This window comes from Streptomyces sp. NPDC033136, assembly GCF_055578235.1.
Window position 1 is genome coordinate 439,784 of record NZ_JBVIPD010000002.1, and the last position, 19,661, is coordinate 459,444.

At 71.5% G+C, this 19,661-nt stretch carries 16 protein-coding genes; 5 read left to right on the top strand and 11 right to left on the bottom strand.

Annotated elements, in window-relative coordinates:
* Positions 1-5: 5 nt before the first annotated feature.
* The 8 genes from ACZ5TL_RS05180 to iolC all read right to left on the bottom strand — a co-directional run bounded on the left by ACZ5TL_RS05180 (position 6) and on the right by iolC (position 11,482).
* A complete protein-coding gene (locus ACZ5TL_RS05180; protein WP_468587805.1) occupies positions 6-3,197 on the bottom strand; it encodes a putative bifunctional diguanylate cyclase/phosphodiesterase in 3,192 nt (1,063 codons plus the stop codon).
* Between the two features lie 6 nt (positions 3,198-3,203).
* Complete coding sequence (gene galE / locus ACZ5TL_RS05185) at positions 3,204-4,304, bottom strand: UDP-glucose 4-epimerase GalE (RefSeq protein WP_468587807.1); 1,101 nt, start codon at positions 4,302-4,304, stop codon at positions 3,204-3,206.
* A gap of 84 nt (positions 4,305-4,388) precedes the next feature.
* Positions 4,389-5,174 (bottom strand): GntR family transcriptional regulator, encoded by a 786-nt coding sequence (locus ACZ5TL_RS05190; RefSeq protein WP_468587809.1) that lies wholly within the window; start codon positions 5,172-5,174, stop codon positions 4,389-4,391.
* Positions 5,175-5,194: 20 nt separating this feature from the next.
* Complete coding sequence (locus ACZ5TL_RS05195; protein ID WP_468587811.1) at positions 5,195-6,697, bottom strand: CoA-acylating methylmalonate-semialdehyde dehydrogenase; 1,503 nt, start codon at positions 6,695-6,697, stop codon at positions 5,195-5,197.
* A 67-nt stretch (positions 6,698-6,764) separates the two neighbouring features.
* On the bottom strand, positions 6,765-8,648 hold the full coding sequence (gene iolD, locus ACZ5TL_RS05200; protein WP_468587813.1) for a 3D-(3,5/4)-trihydroxycyclohexane-1,2-dione acylhydrolase (decyclizing): 1,884 nt from the start codon (positions 8,646-8,648) through the stop codon (positions 6,765-6,767).
* Complete coding sequence (iolB, locus tag ACZ5TL_RS05205; RefSeq protein WP_468587815.1) at positions 8,645-9,538, bottom strand: 5-deoxy-glucuronate isomerase; 894 nt, start codon at positions 9,536-9,538, stop codon at positions 8,645-8,647. Before iolB ends, iolD begins: the two co-directional genes overlap by 4 nt.
* Positions 9,539-9,613: 75 nt before the next feature.
* A complete protein-coding gene (locus tag ACZ5TL_RS05210; RefSeq protein ID WP_468587817.1) occupies positions 9,614-10,492 on the bottom strand; it encodes a Cgl0159 family (beta/alpha)8-fold protein in 879 nt (292 codons plus the stop codon).
* 12 nt (positions 10,493-10,504) lie between these two features.
* Positions 10,505-11,482: a 5-dehydro-2-deoxygluconokinase gene (iolC, locus tag ACZ5TL_RS05215; protein ID WP_468587819.1), complete on the bottom strand. Its 978-nt coding sequence runs from the start codon at positions 11,480-11,482 to the stop codon at positions 10,505-10,507.
* A gap of 321 nt (positions 11,483-11,803) precedes the next feature.
* Between iolC and ACZ5TL_RS05220 the strand changes: the two genes are divergently transcribed.
* From ACZ5TL_RS05220 to ACZ5TL_RS05240, 5 genes are read left to right on the top strand one after another with little or no spacing between them, the layout of a single operon-like run.
* Positions 11,804-12,823 carry a sugar ABC transporter substrate-binding protein gene (locus ACZ5TL_RS05220; RefSeq protein ID WP_468587821.1) on the top strand — a complete coding sequence of 340 codons (1,020 nt, stop codon included), beginning with the start codon at positions 11,804-11,806 and terminating at the stop codon, positions 12,821-12,823.
* Positions 12,823-13,902 (top strand): ABC transporter permease, encoded by a 1,080-nt coding sequence (locus tag ACZ5TL_RS05225; RefSeq protein WP_468587823.1) that lies wholly within the window; start codon positions 12,823-12,825, stop codon positions 13,900-13,902. Before ACZ5TL_RS05220 ends, ACZ5TL_RS05225 begins: the two co-directional genes overlap by 1 nt.
* Positions 13,903-13,907: 5 nt before the next feature.
* Entirely contained in the window at positions 13,908-14,819 is a 912-nt protein-coding gene (locus tag ACZ5TL_RS05230) for an ATP-binding cassette domain-containing protein (RefSeq protein WP_468587825.1), read from the top strand.
* A 1-nt stretch (position 14,820) separates the two neighbouring features.
* Positions 14,821-15,723: a sugar phosphate isomerase/epimerase family protein gene (locus ACZ5TL_RS05235; RefSeq protein WP_468587827.1), complete on the top strand. Its 903-nt coding sequence runs from the start codon at positions 14,821-14,823 to the stop codon at positions 15,721-15,723.
* Positions 15,724-15,741: 18 nt separating this feature from the next.
* Complete coding sequence (locus ACZ5TL_RS05240; RefSeq protein ID WP_468587829.1) at positions 15,742-16,770, top strand: Gfo/Idh/MocA family protein; 1,029 nt, start codon at positions 15,742-15,744, stop codon at positions 16,768-16,770.
* Between the two features lie 41 nt (positions 16,771-16,811).
* On the opposite strand, the gene ACZ5TL_RS05245 is transcribed toward ACZ5TL_RS05240, so the two are convergent.
* The 3 genes from ACZ5TL_RS05245 to ACZ5TL_RS05255 are packed head-to-tail and all read right to left on the bottom strand — an operon-like array spanning position 16,812 to position 19,653.
* A complete protein-coding gene (locus ACZ5TL_RS05245; RefSeq protein ID WP_468587831.1) occupies positions 16,812-17,828 on the bottom strand; it encodes a Gfo/Idh/MocA family protein in 1,017 nt (338 codons plus the stop codon).
* The gene (locus ACZ5TL_RS05250; RefSeq protein WP_468587833.1) at positions 17,825-18,829 is read right to left on the bottom strand and encodes a Gfo/Idh/MocA family protein; all 1,005 of its coding nucleotides are present in this window, start codon (positions 18,827-18,829) and stop codon (positions 17,825-17,827) included. The genes ACZ5TL_RS05245 and ACZ5TL_RS05250 overlap by 4 nt, the downstream gene beginning before the upstream one ends.
* A 47-nt stretch (positions 18,830-18,876) precedes the next feature.
* Complete coding sequence (locus ACZ5TL_RS05255; RefSeq protein WP_468587835.1) at positions 18,877-19,653, bottom strand: SDR family oxidoreductase; 777 nt, start codon at positions 19,651-19,653, stop codon at positions 18,877-18,879.
* Between the last annotated feature and the right edge of the window lie 8 nt (positions 19,654-19,661).

Sequence of the window (19,661 nt, forward strand, 5' to 3'; positions counted from 1 at the left end):
CGGACTCACCAGGCCGCCCGCCGCCCGTCGTTCCGCTGTCGCAGCAGGGCTTCGCCCTGCTCCAGTGTCATCGGCCGGGCGAACAGGAAGCCCTGCCCGTACCGGCATCCGATGTCCGCCAGCAGGTTCTGCTGCGGCTCCTCCTCGATGCCCTCGGCGATCACCTGGAGGCCCAGGGTGTCGGCGAGATGGACGATGCCCTCGACGAGGGCGACCTGCTGGGGATCCTGCGGGATGCCGTCGATGAACGACTTGTCGATCTTCAACACATCGATGGGAAAGTCCCGGAGATAGCGCAGCGAGGAGAACCCGGTGCCGAAGTCGTCGACCGCGATGCGCACCCCCCGGTCCTTCAGCGCCTGGATCTGCGCCTCGATCTGCTCGGTCCGCCGCATGAGCACCGACTCGGTGAGTTCCAGCAGCAGCGTGTCCGCGGCAAGGCCGGTGGTGTCCAGCGCGGCGCACACCTCGTCCAGGAAACCCGTGTCCCGCCACTGCCGGGCGGACACGTTGACACTGAGATACGGCGGACTGGGATACGGCGGTTCGAGCCGCGTCGTGCGGTGCTGGAGCCGGGCGAGGTCGGCCGTCGCCCTACGCAGCACCCAGGCGCCCAGCGCCGAGATGTGCCCGGTCTCCTCGGCGAGCGGGATGAACTGCCCCGGCGGGACCGGGGCGGGTCCGAGTTCCGGCCAGCGGACCAGGGCCTCGAAACCCACGACGTCGCCGCGCACGATGTCCACCACCGGCTGATAGCGCAGGCCGAACTGCTCGTTGCCGACGGCCTGGTCGAGCCGCGCCCGCAGGTCGTGCCGCTCCACCACTCGGATCCGCTGCTGGGGATGGAACCGGCGCCAGGCGCGCTTGCCGGACGTCTTGGCCGCGTAGAGGGCCAGGTCGGCCAGGGCCAGGAGGTCCCCGGCGTTCGTGCTGTCCTCCGCCGTGGCCACCCCCACGCTGGCCGAGACGCTCACCGTCTCCACGTCCAGATGGAACGGCCTGCTCAGCGTCCGGACCACGTGGGCGGCCAGCACTTCGGCGTCGAGGGGCTGCTCCGCGTCCTCCATCAGTACGGCGAACTCGTCGCCGCCGAGCCGTGCCGCGGTGTCGGTACGGCGCAACGTCCCCGACAGGCGCTCGGCGACGGCGCACAGCAGCCGGTCGCCGACCGAGTGGCCGAGCGTGTCGTTGACGATCTTGAAGTCGTCCAGGTCGACGAAGAGCAGGCAGGTGGTCGTCGACTCCCGGTGCCCCCGGCGCAGCGCGCGTTCGGTCCGCTCCAGCAGCAGGGCGCGGTTGGGCAGGCCGGTCAGGGAGTCGTGGAAGGCCCGCCGGGTGAGTTCGTGCTCCAGCTGCCGCTGCTCGGTGACGTCCCGCAAGGTGACGACCAGGCCGCCCACGGTCGGGTCCCGGCGCAGGTCGCGGCAGCGCACCTCCACCTCGATGCGGTCCGTGTCCCGCAGCACCCGCCAGTTGTCGTGCGCTTCCTGCGGGCCGTCGTCGCTCGTGGTGGCCAGGGTCCGCACGGCCCGGTCCCGTTCCCGGGGGTCCACCAGGTCCGGCAGCCGGATGCCGGTGAGTTCCGCGTTGCCGAACACGCTCGGCGCGGACGGGCTGGCGTAGCGGACGGTGGTGTCGTCGTCGACGATGAGGATGACGTCCGAGGCGTTGTGCACGAGGGTGCGGAAGTACGCCTCGTTCTCCTTGCGGATGACCTCCCGCCGCAGCGCGATGCGTTCCGTCGCGAGCCCCGCGTGCGAGGCGAGCAGTTCCAAGGAGACGCGCATTTCGGCGAGTTGCCGCTCGGAGCCGGCCGCGAGCAGCGCTCCGGGCAACTCGCCGCCGGCCGGTCGCTCGGGCTGGACCATGGGGCAGAGCAGGGCCGTCGGCAGCTCATTGAGCCGGGCGGCGATCCCGGGCCCCAGTGCATCGGCCGGGACCATCACGGTGCGGCCCCGGGCCGCCTCGGCGGACCCGTCGCGCGTGGCACCGGGGCCGTCGGCCCGGGCGGGGCGGTGCGCCAGTCGCGCGTACAGGTCCTGGGCCTCCCCGGCCGACAGCAGCAGGGTCGTGTGCCGGCCCTGCGGCCCGAACAGGGCGGTGACCGCGTCGTCGCAGACCCGCTCGATCTCTGTCGGCCAGAACGTGCCGACCAGGGACGCGGCCGCGGTGCGCAGGGCCAGCTCTCGCGTCATGGCCCGGCGGTGCGCGACGACCATCAGGGCGAGCCGGAGGATCACCAGCAGGAACAGCGCCCCGGAGAACGCGGCCAGCACGGTCGCGTCGTAGGCCAGGCCCAGGCTCTCCTCGTGGACGAGGATCGCGGGCGGGATCAGGGTCGCGGCGGCGAGCAGCAACAGCCGCCGCCGGGGCGGCAGCAGGGACTGTGACGAGGAGTCCGGGGCGGTCAGCCGCGCCATGGAGGGATGCAGCGCGGCGAGGCCCCACGCCGTGCAGAACACGATCCAGCCGGCGTCCGGCAGCGTGCCCGCCTGCCACGCGCCCTTGAGCTGGAGGACGCCGCGGATGGTGTCGGCACCGAACAGGGCGCAGGAGCCCAGGACGAGCAGCTGGACGGACCGTCGGGCGCCCGGCCCGGGGCCGCGGGCGAGGAGCCGGACGAGGAGGGCGAGCAGCAGGACGTCCCCGAGCGGGTAGGCGACGCTGACCAGGCGCTGCTGCCAGGCGAGTCCCTCCTGCCGGGCCAGCGGCTGCAGCAGGTACACCCACACCGGCAGGGCGAGGCCGGCCGTGATGACCAGGGTGTCGAGCAGAGCGGGCAGGTCACGGCCCGTCCAGCGGCAGCGCACCAGACCGGACAGGCCAGCGGCGAACAGGGCGTACGCCACGAGGTGGCAGGCGCCCGCCGGGGAGGGGAACGGGTGCGGCGCGGAGAAGTACACCTCCTGGGCGGCACGGTACGTCTCGCCCGCGGTGAAGGCCAGCAGCCCGGCGGCGAGCACCAGCCACGGCCGGGGGCGCGGGGGCCGGTGGACCCGCACCCCGACGACGGCGGCCACCCCCGACAGGCCGATGAGGGCCCACAGCGGCGTCCGCAGCACCGGGACGCTCATGGAGAGCACGGTGAGGATGCCGGCCGGCACGAGGTGGGCGGCCATCAGCAGGCGGGCCGGTGACACGGCCGGCCGCCGGACGCGGCTCACCGTACGGGGTGCGCGGACAGCCGTGGGCCGCATGGCGGCCTACTCCTTCGTCTCCGGCCGCCGCGCGGTGTCCTCGTAGCCGTGCGGGTTGAGCCGCTGGAAGCGCCAGGCGTCCCGGCACACGTCGGCGAGGTCCCGGGTGGGATGCCAGCCCCAGGCACGCCCCACGGCGGAGGCGTCGGCGATCAGCTCGGCGACGTCCCCGGGGCGGCGGGGCGCGACGTCGTACGGAATCGGCCTGCCGCTGGCCCGGGAGAACGCCGCGATGACGTCGAGGACCGAACTCCCCGCTCCCGCACCCAGGTTGTACGCCTGTATGCCCGGCGGGCCGGCCAGGTGGTCCAGGGCGACGCGGTGGGCCTCGACGGCGTCCATGACGTGCAGATAGTCCCGGATCCCGGTGCCGTCCCGGGTCGGGTAGTCGGCACCGTAGACGGAGAGCTTGTCGCGTCGGCCGACGGCCACCTGCGCGAGGTAGGGCAGCAGGTTCTGCGGGGTGTGGAGGGGGTCCTCGCCGAGGAGTCCGCTCGGGTGGGCGCCGGCCGGGACGGGGTAGCGCAGGCACCGCACGGTGTACGCGGGATGGCGGCGGCAGACGTCCGCGAGGATCTGTTCGCAGATCCACTTCGAGGCCGCGTACGGCGTCCCGGGCCGGACCGGGGTGGTCTCGTCGAGCGGGCCGCCCCCGGCGTCGCCGTAGATCCAGCATGAGGACGCGTAGACCAGCCGGTGCACCCCGTGCTCGTGCATGGTCCGCAGCAGGGCGGTGGTGCCGCCGATGTTGGTGTCGTAGTACGTGACGGGCATCCGTGTCGACATGCCCCCCGCCTTGTGCGAGGCAAAGTGCACGACGGCGTCCACGGAGTGTCGGTCGAAGACGGCCGAGAGGGCGTGCCGATCACGGATGTCCAGCTCGTAGACGGCGCCGACGAAGCGGCCGGCGATCCGTTCCACCCGGGCGAAGACCTGCGGTGAGCTGTTCGAGTAGTCGTCGACCACGATCACCTCGTAGCCGTGGTCCAGCAGCTCCACGCAGGTGTGACTGCCCATGAAACCGGCCCCGCCGGTGACGAGGACGGTCGAGGGTGCCCATGAGGATCCGGCTCCTCGAGCAGTCGGCGACTGGTTCCTGCGGGCCATGCCAGGACCCCCGCGTAAGGTGCGTCCGGGCACCGTATGTTTACGGTGTATATGTACGACTTTGCACCCGGGTTCGGGATCCGGTCAAGGCCTCACCAGCAACTGGAAGTCGAACGTGTAGCGCGCGGCCCGGTAGATGTGCGTTCCGTACTCCACCGGCCGCCCGGTGTCGTCGTAGGCCGTGCGCCGCATCGTGAGCAGCGCCGCGCCCTCCCGCTCGTCCAGGCGGGCCGCCTCCTGTGCCGTGGCCGCGCGGGCGCCGACGGTCTGACGGGCGCTGTGCAGGGTGATGCCGGCCGAGCGCATCATCCGGTAGAGGCCGGTCGACTCCAGGCGGGCGTCGTCGAGGTCCAGCAGGGACGCCGGGAGGTAGTTGCACAGCAGCGCCACCGGCTGGCCGTGCGTACGGCGGAGCCGCTCCAGGACGGTGACCTCGCCGCCCTCGGGCACGCCGAGGGCGGCCGCCACCTCGCAGGACGCCGCAACGGCCTCGTTGCGGACGACCTCGGTGGCCGGGCCCTGCCCGGCCGCCTCCAGGTCGTCGTAGAGGCTGCTCAGCTCCAGCGGGCGCTTGACCTGGCTGTGCACCACCTGCGTGCCCACCCCGCGCCGCCGGACCAGCAGCCCCTTGTCGACGAGGGACTGGATGGCCTGGCGGACGGTCGGGCGGGACAGGGTGAGGCGCACGGACAGGTCGACCTCGTTGCCCAGGAGGTCGCCCGGGGCGAGGGCTCCGTGCTCGATCGCCGCCTCCAGCTGCTGCGCGAGCTGGTGGTACAGCGGCACGGGACTGCCCCGGTCCAGGGCGAAGTCCAGCGAGCCGAGAGCGGCGGCGGCCGTGGTGCGGGCCCGGTCACCGGTCCTCGCCATGGATGACCCCCCTCCGGGTGTCAGGAGTTGCTCGGGAAGCCGAGGTTGATGCCGCCGTCGGACGGGTCCGGCCAGCGGGTGGTGATGACCTTGCCCTGGGTGTAGAAGGCGATGCCGTCGTTGCCGTAGATGTGCAGGTCGCCGAAGAGGGAGTCCTTCCAGCCGCCGAAGGAGTGGTAGCCGACGGGGACCGGGATCGGCACGTTGACGCCGACCATGCCCGCCTTGACCTCCAGCTGGAAGCGGCGGGCGGCACCGCCGTCCCGGGTGAAGATCGCGGTGCCGTTGCCCCAACGGGAGTCGTTGATCAGCTGGATGGCCTCCTCGTACGTCTCCGCGCGGACCACGCACAGCACCGGACCGAAGATCTCGTCCCGGTACGCGTCCGCCGTCAGCGGCACCCGGTCCAGGAGGGAGACGCCGAGGAAGAAGCCGTCCGCGCACTCGGGGTGTCCGTCCACCGCGTACCCGGTGCCGTCCACGACGACCTCGGCGCCCTGCTCGGCCGCGCTCGCCACGTACGAGGCCACCTTGTCCCGGTGCTCGCGCGTGATCAGCGGGCCCATCTCGCTCGCCGGGTCGTTGCCCGGGCCGATCCTGAGGTTCTTCGCGCGCTCGGTGATCTTGCCGACCAGCTCGTCGCCGATGTCGCCGACCGCGACCACGACCGACACGGCCATGCAGCGCTCGCCCGCCGAGCCGTACGCGGCGTTGATCGCCTGGTCGGCGGCGAGGTCCAGGTCGGCGTCGGGCAGGACCAGCATGTGGTTCTTGGCGCCGCCCAGGGCCTGCACCCGCTTGCCGTGCTCGACGGCCTTCATCTGGATGTACTTGGCGATCGGGGTCGAGCCGACGAAGGAGACCGCCTCGATGTCCGGGTGCTCCAGGATGCGGTCCACGGCCGTCTTGTCGCCCTGCACGATGTTCAGGACGCCGTCCGGAAGGCCCGCTTCGGCGGCCAGCTCGGCCAGGCGGAAGGAGGCCGACGGGTCCTTCTCCGACGGCTTCAGCACGAACGTGTTGCCGCAGGCGATCGCCAGCGGGAACATCCACATCGGCACCATCGCCGGGAAGTTGAACGGCGTGATGCCCGCGACCACGCCCAGCGGCTGGCGGATCGAGGCGACGTCGACCCGGGTGGAGACCTGGGTGGACAGCTCGCCCTTGAGCTGGACGGCGATCCCGCACGCGAGCTCCACGATCTCCATGCCGCGCGCGACCTCGCCGAGCGCGTCGGAGTGCACCTTGCCGTGTTCGGCCGTGATCAGCTCGGCGATCTCGTCGCGGTGGGCGTCCAGCAGCTCGCGGTACTTGAACAGGATCGCCGTGCGCTTGGCCAGGGAGGACTGACCCCAGCTCTCGAAGGCGGCCCTGGCGGAGGCGACCGCGGCGTCCACCTCGTCGACGGACGCGAACGCGACCTGCTTCTCCTGGGCGCCGGTGGCCGGGTCGTAGACGGGGCCGAAGCGGCCGGAGGTGCCCTCGACGGGCTTGCCGTCGATCCAGTGGGTGATGGTCTTCATGGTGCGCAAGGGCCTTTCGTGAGCTTGGAGTTCAAGCCTGGAGTGCGAGCCTGGAGTGCGGCGGGTGTTAGAGGTGGCGGCGGCGTCCGGCGACCTGCCGGTCGTAGCGCTCGCGGGCCTCGACGGCGGCCTCGCGGGAGGCGGTCTCGGCGACAGGCACGTCCCACCAGGCCTCGGCCGGGGGAGCGGTCGGCGCCGGGTCGGTCTCGACGTACACGCAGGTCGGCCGGTCGGACGCGCGGGCCGCGGCCAGGGCCTCGCGCAGCTCGCGCACCGTCTTGGCGCGCAGGACGTCCATGCCGAGGCTGGCGGCGTTGGCGGCCAGGTCGACGGGGAGCGGGGCGCCGGTGAAGGTGCCGTCGGCGGCCCGGAAGCGGTAGGCGGTGCCGAAGCGCTCGCCGCCGGTCTCCTCCGACAGGCCGCCGATGGAGGCGTAGCCGTGGTTCTGGATGAGGACGATGTTGACGGGCAGGCCCTCCTGGACGGCCGTGACGATCTCCGTCGGCATCATCAGGTAGGTGCCGTCGCCGACCAGCGCCCACACCGGCGTGCCCGGGGCGGCCTGCTGGACGCCGATCCCGGCCGGGATCTCGTAGCCCATGCAGGAGTAGCCGTACTCCAGGTGGTACTGGCGCGGGCTGCGGGAGCGCCACAGCTTGTGCAGGTCGCCGGGGAGCGAACCGGCCGCGTTGATCACCACGTCCTCGTCGCCCACGGCCGCGTCGAGCGCGCCGAGCACCTGCGTCTGGGTCGGGACCGCGCTCTCGTCGCCGGCGCGGTAGGCCGCCTCGACGACCTCGTCCCAGCGTTCCTTGCCGGCCCGGTACTCGGCCTCGTACGCCTCGCTCACCCGGTGGCCGGAGAGCGCCTCCAGCAGCTTCTCCAGCCCCGACCTCGCGTCGCAGACCAGCGTGCGCGCGGCCAGCTTGTGCGCGTCGAAGCCGGTGATGTTGAGGTTGAGGAACCGCACGTCCGGGTTCCGGAAGAGCGTGCCGGAGGCCGTGGTGAAGTCCGTGTAGCGGGTGCCGACGCCGATCACGAGGTCGGCGGTGCGCGCGAGGTCGTCGCTGACCGCCGTGCCGGTGTGGCCGATGCCGCCGAGGTCGGCGGGGTGGTCGTGGCGGAGCGACCCCTTGCCCGCCTGGGTCGAGGCGACCGGGATGCCGGTGGCGTCCGCGAACGCCTTCAGCGCCGCCTCGGCCTCGCTGTGGTGGACGCCGCCGCCCGCCACGATCAGGGGCCGCCCGGCCGACCGGATCGCCTCGACGGCCGCCGTCAGCTCCACCGGGTCCGGCGCGGGACGCCGTACGTACCAGACCCGCTCGGCGAAGAACTCCTCCGGCCAGTCGTACGCCTCCGCCTGCACGTCCTGCGGCAGGGCGAGGGTGACAGCGCCGGTCTCGGCCGGGTCGGCCAGCACCCGCATCGCCTGGAGCGCCGACGGGATCAGCGCCTCGGGCCGGGTGATCCGGTCGAAGTACCTGGACACCGGGCGCAGGGTGTCGTTGACCGACACGTCGGCCTCGACCGGGTGCTCCAGCTGCTGGAGCAGCGGGTCGGCGGAGTGCGTGGCGAAGTAGTCGCCGGGCAGGAGCAGCACCGGCAGGCGGTTGATCGTCGCCAGGGCGGCACCGGTGACCAGGTTCGTGGCGCCCGGGCCGATCGAGGTCGTCACCGCCTGCGCGGACAGGCGGTTGAGCTGCCGGGCGTAGCCGACCGCCGCGTGCACCATCGACTGCTCGTTGCGGCCCTGGTGGAACGGCATGGCGGCGCCTGGCCCGATGCCTGCCTCCATCAGCGCCTGGCCGACACCCGCCACGTTGCCGTGGCCGAAGATGCCCCAGGTCCCGGCGATCAGCCGGCGGCGCACGCCGTCCCGCTCGGTGTACTGGGCGGACAGGAACCGCACCAGTGCCTGGGCGGTCGTCAGTCGGCGGGTGCGGGCGCTCATGCGGAGGTCTCCGGGGCGGTGTAGAGGGGGAGCCGGGGGTCGACCGGCTGGTCCGGCCAGGTGTCGCGGACCCAGGCGTGGTCGGGGTGGTCGCAGATCAGCCAGGCGCGCTCGGCCTCCGGGCCCGCCATGACGTTGAGGTAGTACATGTGGTGGCCGGGCGTGGCCATCGAGGGCCCGTGCCAGCCGTCCGGGATCAGGACGACATCGCCGTCGCGGACCTCGGCCAGCACGTCGGTGTCGCGGCCCGGGCCGGACGGGGAGACGCGCTGGTAGCCGAGGCCGGGGACGCCGTCGTGGCCGGCGAACTCGAAGTAGTAGATCTCCTCCAGCACGGACTCCTCGCCGGGCCGGTGCTCGTCGTGCTTGTGCGGCGGGAACGAGGACCAGTTGCCGCCCGGCGTGATCACCTCGACCGCGATGAGCTTGTCGCACTCGAAGACCCCGGCCGCGCCGAAGTTGTTGACCTGCCGGGAGCAGTTCCCCGTGCCCCGCAGCTCCACGGGCACCTCGGAGGCGGGGCCGTAGCGGGCGGGCAGCCGGCGGGTGCAGCGTGCGCCGGTCAGCGCGAACCGCCCGCCGGCGGCGGACGTCACGGTCGCCCGGGCGCCGCGCGGCACGTAGGCGAAGTCGCTGACACCGCTGAACACGTCCCGGCGTCCCTGGAGTTCGAAGGTGTCCTGGCCGAAGTCGTCCGTCGCGGCGACCGTGCAGCCGCCGCTCAGCGGGACGACGATCCACTCGCTGTCGCCGCTGTCGAAGGAGTGCGCGCCACCCGGCGGCAGTTCCAGGATCCGCAGGCTGGAGTGCCCCCAGCCCGCCTTCTCGGGCGTCACGTCGACGGCGTAGGGGCCGCCGAGGGCCTTACCCGCGGGAAGGTGATACGTCATCGTGTGCCTTTCGGATCACAGCGGAGGGACTCACAACAGACCGGCTCACAAGAGCCCGGTTCACAACAGAATGGTTCACAACAGACCGACGGCCGTGTCCACCGCCTGTTCCACGCTGCCCTCGGCCGGGTAGAGCAGCGACCGTCCGACGACCATGCCCTGGACGGTGGGCAGCCGCAGGGCCTTGCGCCAGCGTTCGTACGCGCCCTCCTGGTCGCCGCCGACCTCGCCGCCGAGCAGGACGACGGGGAGTGTGGAGGTCTCCAGGACCTCGGCCATGTCGTCCGGGTCGTCGGTGACGGGCAGCTTCAGCCAGGTGTACGCGGAGGTGCCGCCCAGCCCCGAGGCGATCGCGACGGACCGCGTGACGGCCTCGGCGGACAGGTCGTTGCGGACCTTGCCGTCGACCCGCCGGGAGATGAACGGCTCGACGAACAGCGGCAGGCGCTGGGCCGCCATCGCGTCGATCGCCCGCGCGGTGGACTCCAGGGTGGTCAGCGAGCCCGGGTCGTCGTAGTCGATGCGGACCAGCAGCTTGCCCGCGTCGAAGCGGAGCCGGGCCATGTCCTCGGCGCGGTGGCCGGTGAAGCGGTCGTCCATCTCGAAGGCGGCGCCGGCGAGGCCCCCGCGGTTCATCGATCCCATGACGACCTTGTTCTCCAGCACCCCGAGCAGGAGCAGGTCCTCCAGGATGTCGGCGGTGGCGAGCACCCCGTCGACGCCCGGCCGCGACAGTGCGGTGCACAGCCGCTGCAGCAGGTCCGCGCGGTTGGCCATGGCCAGGCGCCGGTCACCGACCCCGAGGGCGCCGCGCGCCGGGTGGTCGGCGGCCACGATCATCAGGCGACCGCTCGTACCGATCAGCGGGCGCCGCACCCGGCGGGCCGCCGCCTCGGCGACGGCCTCGGGGTTGCGGGCTCTGACCGTGGTGAGGTCGGGGATGCCGATGTTCAAGGAAGGCTCCGTTCAGTGGCTCGGGCTCGGCGACGGCACCCCGGCGAGGACGTCCTCGACCTCGGACGCGGTCGGCATCGCGGAGGAGCAGGCGAGGCGGGAGGCGACGAGGGCCCCGGCGGCGTTGGCGTGGCGCATGGTCCGCTCCAGGTCCCAGCCGGCGAGCAGACCGTGGCAGAGCGAGCCGCCGAAGGCGTCGCCCGCGCCCAGGCCGTTGACCACCTCGACCGGCACCGGCGGCACCTCGGCCCGGGCGCCGTCCCGGTGCACGGCCAGCACGCCCTTGGGACCCTGCTTGACGACCGCCAGTTCCACGCCCGCCTCCAGCAGGGCCTCCGCGCAGGCCTGCGGCTCGCGCACACCGGTGGCGATCTCGCACTCGTCGAGGTTGCCGACCGCGACCGTGGCGTGGCGCAGCGCCTCGCGGTAGTACGGGCGGGCCTCCTCCGGGTCGTGCCAGAACATCGGGCGCCAGTCGAGGTCGAAGACGGTGAGGCCGGTCTTGTCGCGGGCCTTGAGCGCGGCGAGGGTGGCGGAGCGGCTCGGCTCCTCGCTCAGGCCGGTGCCGGTGAACCAGAAGATCCGGGCACCGCGGATCGCGAAGAAGTCCAGCTCGTCGGTGTGGATCTCCAGATCCGGCGCCTTGGGGCGGCGGTAGAAGTACAGCGGGAAGTCGTCCGGCGGGAAGATCTCGCAGAAGGTGATCGGCGTCGGGTACGCGGCGACCGGGGTGACCCAGCGGTCGTCGACGCCGAAGCCCTTCAGCTCCTCGTGCAGGTAGGTGCCGAAGGGGTCGTCGCCGGTGCGCGTGATCACCGCCGTACGGCGTCCGAGGCGGGCGGCGGCGACCGCCACATTGGCCGCGGAACCTCCCAGGAATTTCCCGAAGGTCTCCACTTCGGGCAGGGGGACCCCGGTCTGCAGGGGATAGAGGTCGACCCCGATGCGGCCCATCGTGATCACATCGAAATACTGGGCTGGCTCGGCCATGCGCGACCTCCTCGGGAAGCTGGGGATGCGGGGTCCGGGGCGCCCTGACACGGTGGGGCGTGGATCCACGGGACCTGCCGCCTCCCAGGTGTAGGTCTCGGAGGACGGCGCTGTCAAGAGTTTGTACTTACATTCGGACCTGCTCGTGAAATGATGTCTTAACAAAGTATTGACAGCGGGCCCGGCAGGGACTTGTATCCCGTGCCATCGCAACAGTCGGTTTGCGGCATCATGATCCGGACTCCGTAGGGCCCGGGACCACGGACTCCTTCGTGATCCCCTCCCTTTCCCCAGCAGCAGCACAGTGAGGTGCCAGGAAAGATGGACCGCTCTTCTCACCCCCGCTCCCGCAGGTTCGTGCCCGTCGCCGCCGTGGCCGCCGCAGCCGCCCTGACCCTCGCCGGCTGCTCCAGCAGTTCCGGGGGCAAGCAGTCCGAGGAAGGCGCGGCGAACGCCTCCGCCGGCAAGGCGACCACGCCGCGCATGACCGTCGCCCTCGTCACGCACCAGGCGCCCGGCGACACCTTCTGGGACACCGTCCGCAAGGGCGCCGAGGCCGCGGCCGCCAAGGACAACATCAAGCTCGTCTACTCCGCCGACCCGAACGCGGGCAACCAGGCCAACCTGGTCCAGAACGCGATCGACCAGAAGGTCGACGGCATCGCCGTCACCCTGGCCAAGCCGGACGCGCTCAAGGGCGTCATAGGCAAGGCCGAGAAGGCCGGCATACCCGTCGTCGGACTCAACTCCGGCCTGAGCGACTGGAAGAACCTCAACCTGCTGGAGTTCTTCGGCCAGGACGAGTCCGTCGCGGGCGAGGCCTTCGGCAAGAAGCTGAACGAGGTCGGCGCCAAGAAGGTCCTCTGCGTCATGCAGGAGCAGGGCAACGTCGGCCTGACGCAGCGCTGCGACGGCGTGGCGAAGACGTTCGAGGGCAAGGTCGACCCGCAGAACGTCAACGGCACCGACATGCCGTCCGTGAAGTCGACGCTCACCGCCAAGCTGAAGCAGGACCCGTCCATCGACTACGTCGTCACCCTCGGCGCCCCCTTCGCGCTGACCGCGGTGCAGTCGGTCGGCGACGCCGGCAGCAAGGCGAAGGTCGCCACCTTCGACCTCAACAAGGACCTCATCAGTGCCATCAAGAACGACTCCATCCAGTTCGCCGTCGACCAGCAGCCCTACCTGCAGGGCTACCTGGCCGTCGACGGCCTGTGGCTCTACAAGAACAACGGCAACTACAGCGGCGGCGGCGAGCAGCCCGTGCTGACCGGCCCGGCCTTCGTCGACAAGTCCAACGTCGACGAGGTCGGGGAGTTCGCCGCGAAGGGCACCCGGTGATGAGCATGACCCAGCAGGCTGAGCCGGCGGTGGACACACCGCCGGCCTCCGGCCCCAGCAAGGAAAAGGACGGGCGGACCCAGCAGCGCTCCCTGGCGCTGCGACTGCTCGCCCGGCCCGAGGTGGGCGTCATCCTCGGCGCCCTGGCCGTCCTGATCTTCTTCCTGATCATGGCGCCGACATTGCGCCAGGGCAGTTCGATGTCGACGGTCCTCTACCAGTCGTCGACCATCGGGATCATGGTCCTGCCCGTGGCGCTGCTGATGATCGGCGGCGAGTTCGACCTGTCCTCCGGCGTCGCGCCGGTCGCCTCGGCGCTGACGGCGAGCATGACCGCCTTCCAGCTGACCCTGAACGTCTGGGTCGGCGTGATCGCGGCCCTGGCGGTGTCCTTGGCCATCGGCTTCTTCAACGGCTGGCTGCTGGTGAAGACCGGGCTGCCGAGCTTCCTGGTCACCCTGGGCACGTTCATGGGCCTGCAGGGCGTGAACCTGGCGGTGACCAAGCTGGTCACCGGCAACGTCGCCACCGACAACATCAGCGACATGGACGGCTTCGATCAGGCCAAGGCCCTGTTCGCCTCGTCCTTCAACGTCGGCGGAGTCAACGTCAAGATCACCATCGTGTGGTGGCTGGCTTTCGCGGCGCTGGCCACGTGGGTTTTGCTGCGCACCAAGTACGGCAACTGGATCTTCGCGGTCGGCGGCAACAAGGACAGCGCCCGCGCCGTCGGCGTCCCGGTGAACTTCACCAAGATCTCGCTGTTCATGCTGGTCGGCTTCGGCGCCTGGTTCGTCGGCATGCACAACCTGTTCCAGTACAACACCGTGCAGTCCGGTGAGGGCGTGGGCAACGAGCTGATCTACATCGCCGCGGCGGTGGTCGGCGGCTGCCTGCTGACCGGCGGCTACGGCACGATCATCGGCCCGGTCTTCGGCGCCTTCATGTTCGGCCTGGTCCAGCTGGGCATCGTCTACGCCACCTGGAACCCCGACTGGTTCAAGACCTTCCTCGGCGTGATGCTCGTAGGCGCCACCCTCGTCAATCTGTGGGTCCGCAAGCAAGCGACCCGGAGGTGATCGGAATGACAAGCAACTCCACCGGCACCCACGGGGCCGCTCTGAAGGACACCCGGCCCGCGGACGAGCGTCCCGTGGTCGAGCTGAAGGCCGCGGGCAAGTCCTACGGCAACATCCGCGCCCTGCACGGCGTCGATCTCAGTGTCCACGCGGGCAAGGTGACCTGCGTCCTCGGCGACAACGGCGCCGGCAAGTCCACCCTCATCAAGATCGTCTCGGGCCTGCACCAGCACACCGAGGGCGAGTTTTTCGTCGACGGCGAGCCGGTGCGGTTCTCCACCCCGCGCGAGGCCCTCGACAAGGGCATCGCCACGGTCTACCAGGACCTCGCGGTCGTCCCGCTGATGCCGGTGTGGCGCAACTTCTTCCTCGGCTCCGAGATGACCAAGGGCCCCTGGCCCGTGCGCCGTCTCGACATCGAGAGGATGAAGAAGACCGCGGACGAAGAGCTGCGCCACATGGGCATCGTCCTGGATGACCTGGAGCAGCCCATCGGCACGCTCTCCGGCGGCCAGCGCCAGTGCGTCGCGATCGCCCGCGCCGTCTACTTCGGCGCCCGCGTCCTCATCCTCGACGAGCCGACCGCCGCGCTCGGCGTCAAGCAGTCCGGCGTGGTGCTGAAGTACATCGCCGCCGCCCGTGACAAGGGCCTCGGCGTCATCTTCATCACCCACAACCCGCACCACGCCTACATGGTCGGCGACCACTTCAGCGTGCTGCGCCTCGGCACCATGGAACTGTCCGCCTCCCGCAGCGAGGTCAGCCTCGAGGAGCTGACCAACCACATGGCCGGCGGCGCCGAACTGGCCTCCCTCAAGCACGAGTTGGCGCAGGTCCGCGGCGTCGATGTCGAGGAGCTCCCCGAGGATGGAGACCTCACCGCCCCCGTAGCCACGTCTTCGGAAGGAAAGTCCTGACATGGCCTTCGCGCTCGACCGCATCCGGGTCGGCTCCGCCCCCGACTCCTGGGGCGTCTGGTTCCCCGACGACCCCCAGCAGGTGCCCTGGGAACGCTTCCTCGACGAGGTCGCCGAGGCCGGCTACTCCTGGATAGAACTCGGTCCGTACGGCTACCTGCCGACGGACCCGGCCCGGCTCACCGACGAGGTGACCAAGCGGAACCTGAAGGTCTCCGCCGGGACGATCTTCTGCGGACTGCACCGCGGCCCCTCCGAGTGGGACTCCACCTGGGAGCAGGTCAGCCAGGTCGCCGCCCTCACCCAGGCCATGGACGCGAAGCACCTCGTCGTCATCCCGTCCTTCTGGCGCGACGACAAGACCGCCGAGATCCTCGAGCCCCCGGAGCTCACCACCGAGCAGTGGCGCAACCTCTCCACCGGCATGGAGCGCCTCGGCCGTGAGGTGAAGGACAGGTACGGCCTGGACATCGTCGTCCACCCGCACGCCGACACCCACATCGACACCGAGGAGCACGTCGAGCAGTTCCTCGACTCGACCGACTCCGACGTGGTCAACCTCTGCCTGGACACCGGGCACTACGCCTACTGCGGCGGCGACAGCGTCAAGCTGATCGAGACCTACGGCGAGCGCATCGGGTACCTCCACCTCAAGCAGGTCGACCCGGAGATCCTCGCCGACGTCGTCAAGAACGAGATCCCGTTCGGCCCGGCCGTGCAGCGCGGCGTCATGTGCGAACCGCCCGCCGGCGTACCCGAGCTGGGCCCGGTCCTGACGGCGGCGCAGAAGCTGGGCGTGGACCTCTTCGCCATCGTCGAGCAGGACATGTACCCCTGCGAGCCGGACAAGCCGCTGCCGATCGCGGTGCGCACCCGGAAGTTCCTGAGGTCCTGCGGCGCCTGACGACCCGAAAGGACGGCCATGACCGAGCGCGCCACCCACACCACCCTCGGCGTCGCAGTCATCGGTACCGGAAGGATGGGCGCCGACCATGTGCGCCGCATCCACGAAGTCACCAGCGGTGCACGCGTGGTCGCCGTCGCGGATGTCGACGCGGAGCGCGCGAAGGCCGTCGCCGCCCGCGTCGGCGGCTGCACCGCCCACACCGACCCGGCCGCCGCGATGGCGGCGGCCGGCGTCGACGCCGGCCTGATCGCCTCCCCGGGCCCGGCCCACGAGGCCACCCTTCTCGCCGCCTTCGAGCGCGACCTGCCCGTCCTGTGCGAGAAGCCGCTCACCCCCGACGCGGCCTCCGCCCTGCGCGTCCTCGAAGCCGAACTGCGCCTCGGCCACCGCCGGGTCCAGGTCGGCTTCATGCGCCGCTACGACCCCGAGTACGCCAAGCTGAAGGCCCTGCTGGCGACGGGCCAGCTGGGCCGCCCGCTCATGCTGCACAACCGGCACCGCAACGTCGCCAGCCCGCCCTTCTTCACCAGCCCCATGCTCATCAGCGACTCCGTCGCCCACGAGGCCGACGCGACCCGCTGGCTGCTGGGCCACGAGATCACGGCGGTCACGGTGCTGCGTCCGACCCCGTCCGCCAGCGCCCCGGACGGCCTGAAGGACCCCCAGTTCGTCGTCTTCGAGACCGACGGCGGCGCGCTCAGCGACGTCGAGATCTTCGTCAACTGCGGCTTCGGCTACCAGGTCCAGGCCGAACTGGTCTGCGAACGCGGCACCGCCCGCATCGGCGACGGCCACGCCCTGGTCACCCACATGGCCGGCCGCTGGGGCGGCACGATCGCCCAGGACTGGACCGAACGCTTCGAGACGGCCTACGACCGTGAGATCCAGACCTGGATCGACGCCACCCGCCGGGGCGAGGTGACCGGCCCGAGCGTCTGGGACGGCTACGCCGCGGCGGCGGTGTGCGAGGCGGGCGTCCGGGCGCTGGAGGACGGGGGACGGATGGAGATCGAACTGGTCGAGAAGCCCGCCCTGTACGCGTGACCAGGGGCCCGGGGCGCACCCCGGGCCCCTTGCGGCCTGCCTCAGATCCCGGTCCGGGGCCGGACCCCGAACCCGGCCTCGCGGTAGCACGCGTCGATGAGCTCCATCGTCGTCACCGCGTCGTCCGCGTCCAGCGGCAGCGGCGCGCCGTCCCGTACCCGGGCCGCGAACGCCTCCAGCTGATACGTGTACGACGAGCGGGTGCCGAGATGTTCCGTGCGCTCGCCCTCGGGGGTGCGGACCACGATCCGGTCGTCCCTCTGGGGCAGCACGAAGTTCGGGGCCGTCGCCTCGCCGCGCGAGCCGGTGATCCGGATACTCATGTCCAGGCCCTCGTACGCCATGTGGCAGCGGGCCGAGCCGGTAGCACCGCCCGGGAACTCCAGGTCGGCGTCCAGCCACTCGTCGACCCCGGGGGCGCCGGCGCGCTCCCCGCCCCGGGCCCCGGTCAGGCGCGGGGCGCCGCCCGCCCAGGGAGCGAGCATGCGCAGGGCGTGCAGGCTGTAGCAGCCCAGGTCCATCAGGGCGCCGCCGGCCAGCGGCAGCGACCAGCGCGGGTCGGAGTCCGGCGGTGCGGCGATGGCGACCGTGGCCTCCACGTGGCGCGGTTCGCCGAGTTCGCCCGAGGCCAGCAGTTCGTGCAGGCGGCGGGTGACCGGGTGGAAGAGGTAGTGGAAGGCCTCCATGAAGACCGTCCCCGCCTTCTCGGCGGCCCGCCGCACCTCGGCCGCCTCCTCCGCGTTGCTCGCCGACGGCTTCTCCGAGAGGACGTGCTTCCCGGCGGCGAGGGCGGCCAGGTTCCACGGGCCGTGCAGGCCGTTGGCGAGCGGGTTGTAGACGACGTCGATCTCCGGATCGGCCACCAGCTCGGCGTACGACGACGCCACCCGCTCCACGCCGTGTTCGGCGGCGAACGCCTCGGCGCGGGCACGGTCGCGGGCGGCCACCGCGACGAGGCGGTGGCCGGTGGCCCGGGCCGGGCCGATCAGGGAGCGTTCGGTGATCCGCGCGGCTCCCAGCACTCCTATGCGCAGCGGTTCCCGGCCCCTCTCGCTCATGCCTGCCGTACCTCCTCGATCGTCACGGGACGGTGCTCGTGCAGCGACAGTGTGCACGCGTCGGCGATCCAGCCCGCCTCCAGGGCGTCCTCGATCGTGCAGGGGGAGGGGCGGGTACCGGCCACGACCTCGGTGAACGCGGTCAGCTCGGCGCGGTAGGCCTCGGTGAAGCGGTCCATGAAGAAGTCGTGCGGGGTGCCCGCCGGGAAGGTCACGCCCGGCTCGACCGAACGCAGCGGCAGCTTGTCCTCCAGGCCGACGGCGATGGAGTCCGCGAAGCCGTGGATCTCCATACGGACGTCGTAACCCCGGGCGTTGTGACGGGAGTTGGAGACCACCGCGATGGTGCCGTCGTCCAGGGTGAGGATCGCGCCGGTGGTGTCGGCATCGCCGGCTTCCTTGATGAAGTCGGCGCCTCGGTTGCCGCCCACGGCGTACACCTCCGTCACCTCGCGGCCGGTCACCCAGCGGATGATGTCGAAGTCGTGTACGGAGCAGTCGCGGAAGATGCCGCCGGAGGCGGCGATGTACGCGGCCGGAGGCGGCGCCGGGTCGAGCGTGGTCGAACGGACCGTGTGCAGCGTGCCGAGCTCACCGCTCTGCACGGCGGCGCGGGCGTTGACGAACCCGGCGTCGAACCGGCGGTTGTAGCCGATCTGGATCGGCACGTCCCGGCCGCGGACGGCCTTGAGTACCTCGACGCCCTCGGCCATGGTCCTGGCGACGGGTTTCTCGCAGAAGACGGGGACACCGGCCTCGACACCGGCCAGGATCAGTGCCGGGTGGGCGTCCGTCGCGGCCGCGACGACGATGCCGTCCACACCGGCGGCCAGCAGTGCCTCCGGCGAGTCCACCACGTCGGCCCCGAACCGCTCGGCGGCGGCCTTGGCGGCGTCCGCGAACGGGTCGGTGACGACGATGGAGTCGACGGCGTCGAGTCCGGAGAGGGTCTCGGCGTGGAAGGCGCCGATGCGGCCGAGGCCGAGGATTCCGATACGCATGGGGGTGTTGCTCCTAGGGAGGGTGAGGGTTTCTTGCGGGGGAGTGCTCAGTCGAGTCCGCCGAGGACGTTCTGGTCCCAGTCGATCACCGACCCGGTGACCACCCCGGACCGGTCCGACAGCAGGAAGACGACGAAGTCGGCGATCTCGTCCGGCTGGCCGAGCTTGCCCATGGGCAGCTTCGCGGCAGCTTCCGCACGCCAGTCGTCCCCGGCCCCGTGGAACGTCTTCTGAGTGGCGTCCTCGCCCTCGGTCGCAGTCCAGCCGATGTTGAGGCCGTTGATCCGGACCCGGTCCCAGCGGTGGGCATGCGCGGCGTTGCGGGTCAGCCCGATCAGCCCCGCCTTGGCGGCGACGTACGGCGCCAGGAACGGCTGCCCGCCGTGCGCCGACGACGTGATGATGTTGACGATCGTGCCGGGCTCCTCACGCCCCACCATGTCCGCGACCGCCGCCTGCATCGCGAAGAAGGGGCCCTTGAGGTTGATCCCGATGTGCTGGTCGAACAGCTCGGGCGTGGTGTCGAGCAGCGTCCCCCGCGAGGTCAGCCCGGCCGCGTTCACCAGGCAGTCGACCCGGCCGTACGTCTCCACGACCCGTGCCACGGAGGCCTTCGCCTGCTCGGCGTCCGACAAATCGGCCTGGACGTACAGGGCCTTGCCGCCCGCGGCGGTCAGCTCCCGCACCAGCGCCTCGCCGGGCTCGGGGCGCCGCCCGGTGACGGCCACGACCGCCCCCTCGCGAACCGCGGCCCGCGCGACGGCCGCGCCGACCCCCTGGCTACCGCCGTTGACCAGGACGACCTTGTCGTCGAGAAGTCCCATTGAGTTCC

Excerpts from the sequence above, each read along its gene's own strand:
- galE (WP_468587807.1), bottom strand. The coding sequence starts at position 4,304 with ATGGCCCGCAGGAACCAGTCGCCGACTGCTCGAGGAGCCGGATCCTCA.
- ACZ5TL_RS05255 (WP_468587835.1), bottom strand. The coding sequence starts at position 19,653 with ATGGGACTTCTCGACGACAAGGTCGTCCTGGTCAACGGCGGTAGCCAG.
- ACZ5TL_RS05225 (WP_468587823.1), top strand. The coding sequence starts at position 12,823 with ATGAGCATGACCCAGCAGGCTGAGCCGGCGGTGGACACACCGCCGGCC.
- ACZ5TL_RS05190 (WP_468587809.1), bottom strand. The coding sequence starts at position 5,174 with ATGGCGAGGACCGGTGACCGGGCCCGCACCACGGCCGCCGCCGCTCTC.
- iolC (WP_468587819.1), bottom strand. The coding sequence starts at position 11,482 with ATGGCCGAGCCAGCCCAGTATTTCGATGTGATCACGATGGGCCGCATC.
- ACZ5TL_RS05230 (WP_468587825.1), top strand. The coding sequence starts at position 13,908 with ATGACAAGCAACTCCACCGGCACCCACGGGGCCGCTCTGAAGGACACC.
- iolD (WP_468587813.1), bottom strand. The coding sequence starts at position 8,648 with ATGAGCGCCCGCACCCGCCGACTGACGACCGCCCAGGCACTGGTGCGG.
- ACZ5TL_RS05180 (WP_468587805.1), bottom strand. The coding sequence starts at position 3,197 with ATGCGGCCCACGGCTGTCCGCGCACCCCGTACGGTGAGCCGCGTCCGG.
- iolB (WP_468587815.1), bottom strand. The coding sequence starts at position 9,538 with ATGACGTATCACCTTCCCGCGGGTAAGGCCCTCGGCGGCCCCTACGCC.
- ACZ5TL_RS05240 (WP_468587829.1), top strand. The coding sequence starts at position 15,742 with ATGACCGAGCGCGCCACCCACACCACCCTCGGCGTCGCAGTCATCGGT.
- ACZ5TL_RS05250 (WP_468587833.1), bottom strand. The coding sequence starts at position 18,829 with ATGCGTATCGGAATCCTCGGCCTCGGCCGCATCGGCGCCTTCCACGCC.
- ACZ5TL_RS05195 (WP_468587811.1), bottom strand. The coding sequence starts at position 6,697 with ATGAAGACCATCACCCACTGGATCGACGGCAAGCCCGTCGAGGGCACC.
- ACZ5TL_RS05220 (WP_468587821.1), top strand. The coding sequence starts at position 11,804 with ATGGACCGCTCTTCTCACCCCCGCTCCCGCAGGTTCGTGCCCGTCGCC.
- ACZ5TL_RS05235 (WP_468587827.1), top strand. The coding sequence starts at position 14,821 with ATGGCCTTCGCGCTCGACCGCATCCGGGTCGGCTCCGCCCCCGACTCC.
- ACZ5TL_RS05245 (WP_468587831.1), bottom strand. The coding sequence starts at position 17,828 with ATGAGCGAGAGGGGCCGGGAACCGCTGCGCATAGGAGTGCTGGGAGCC.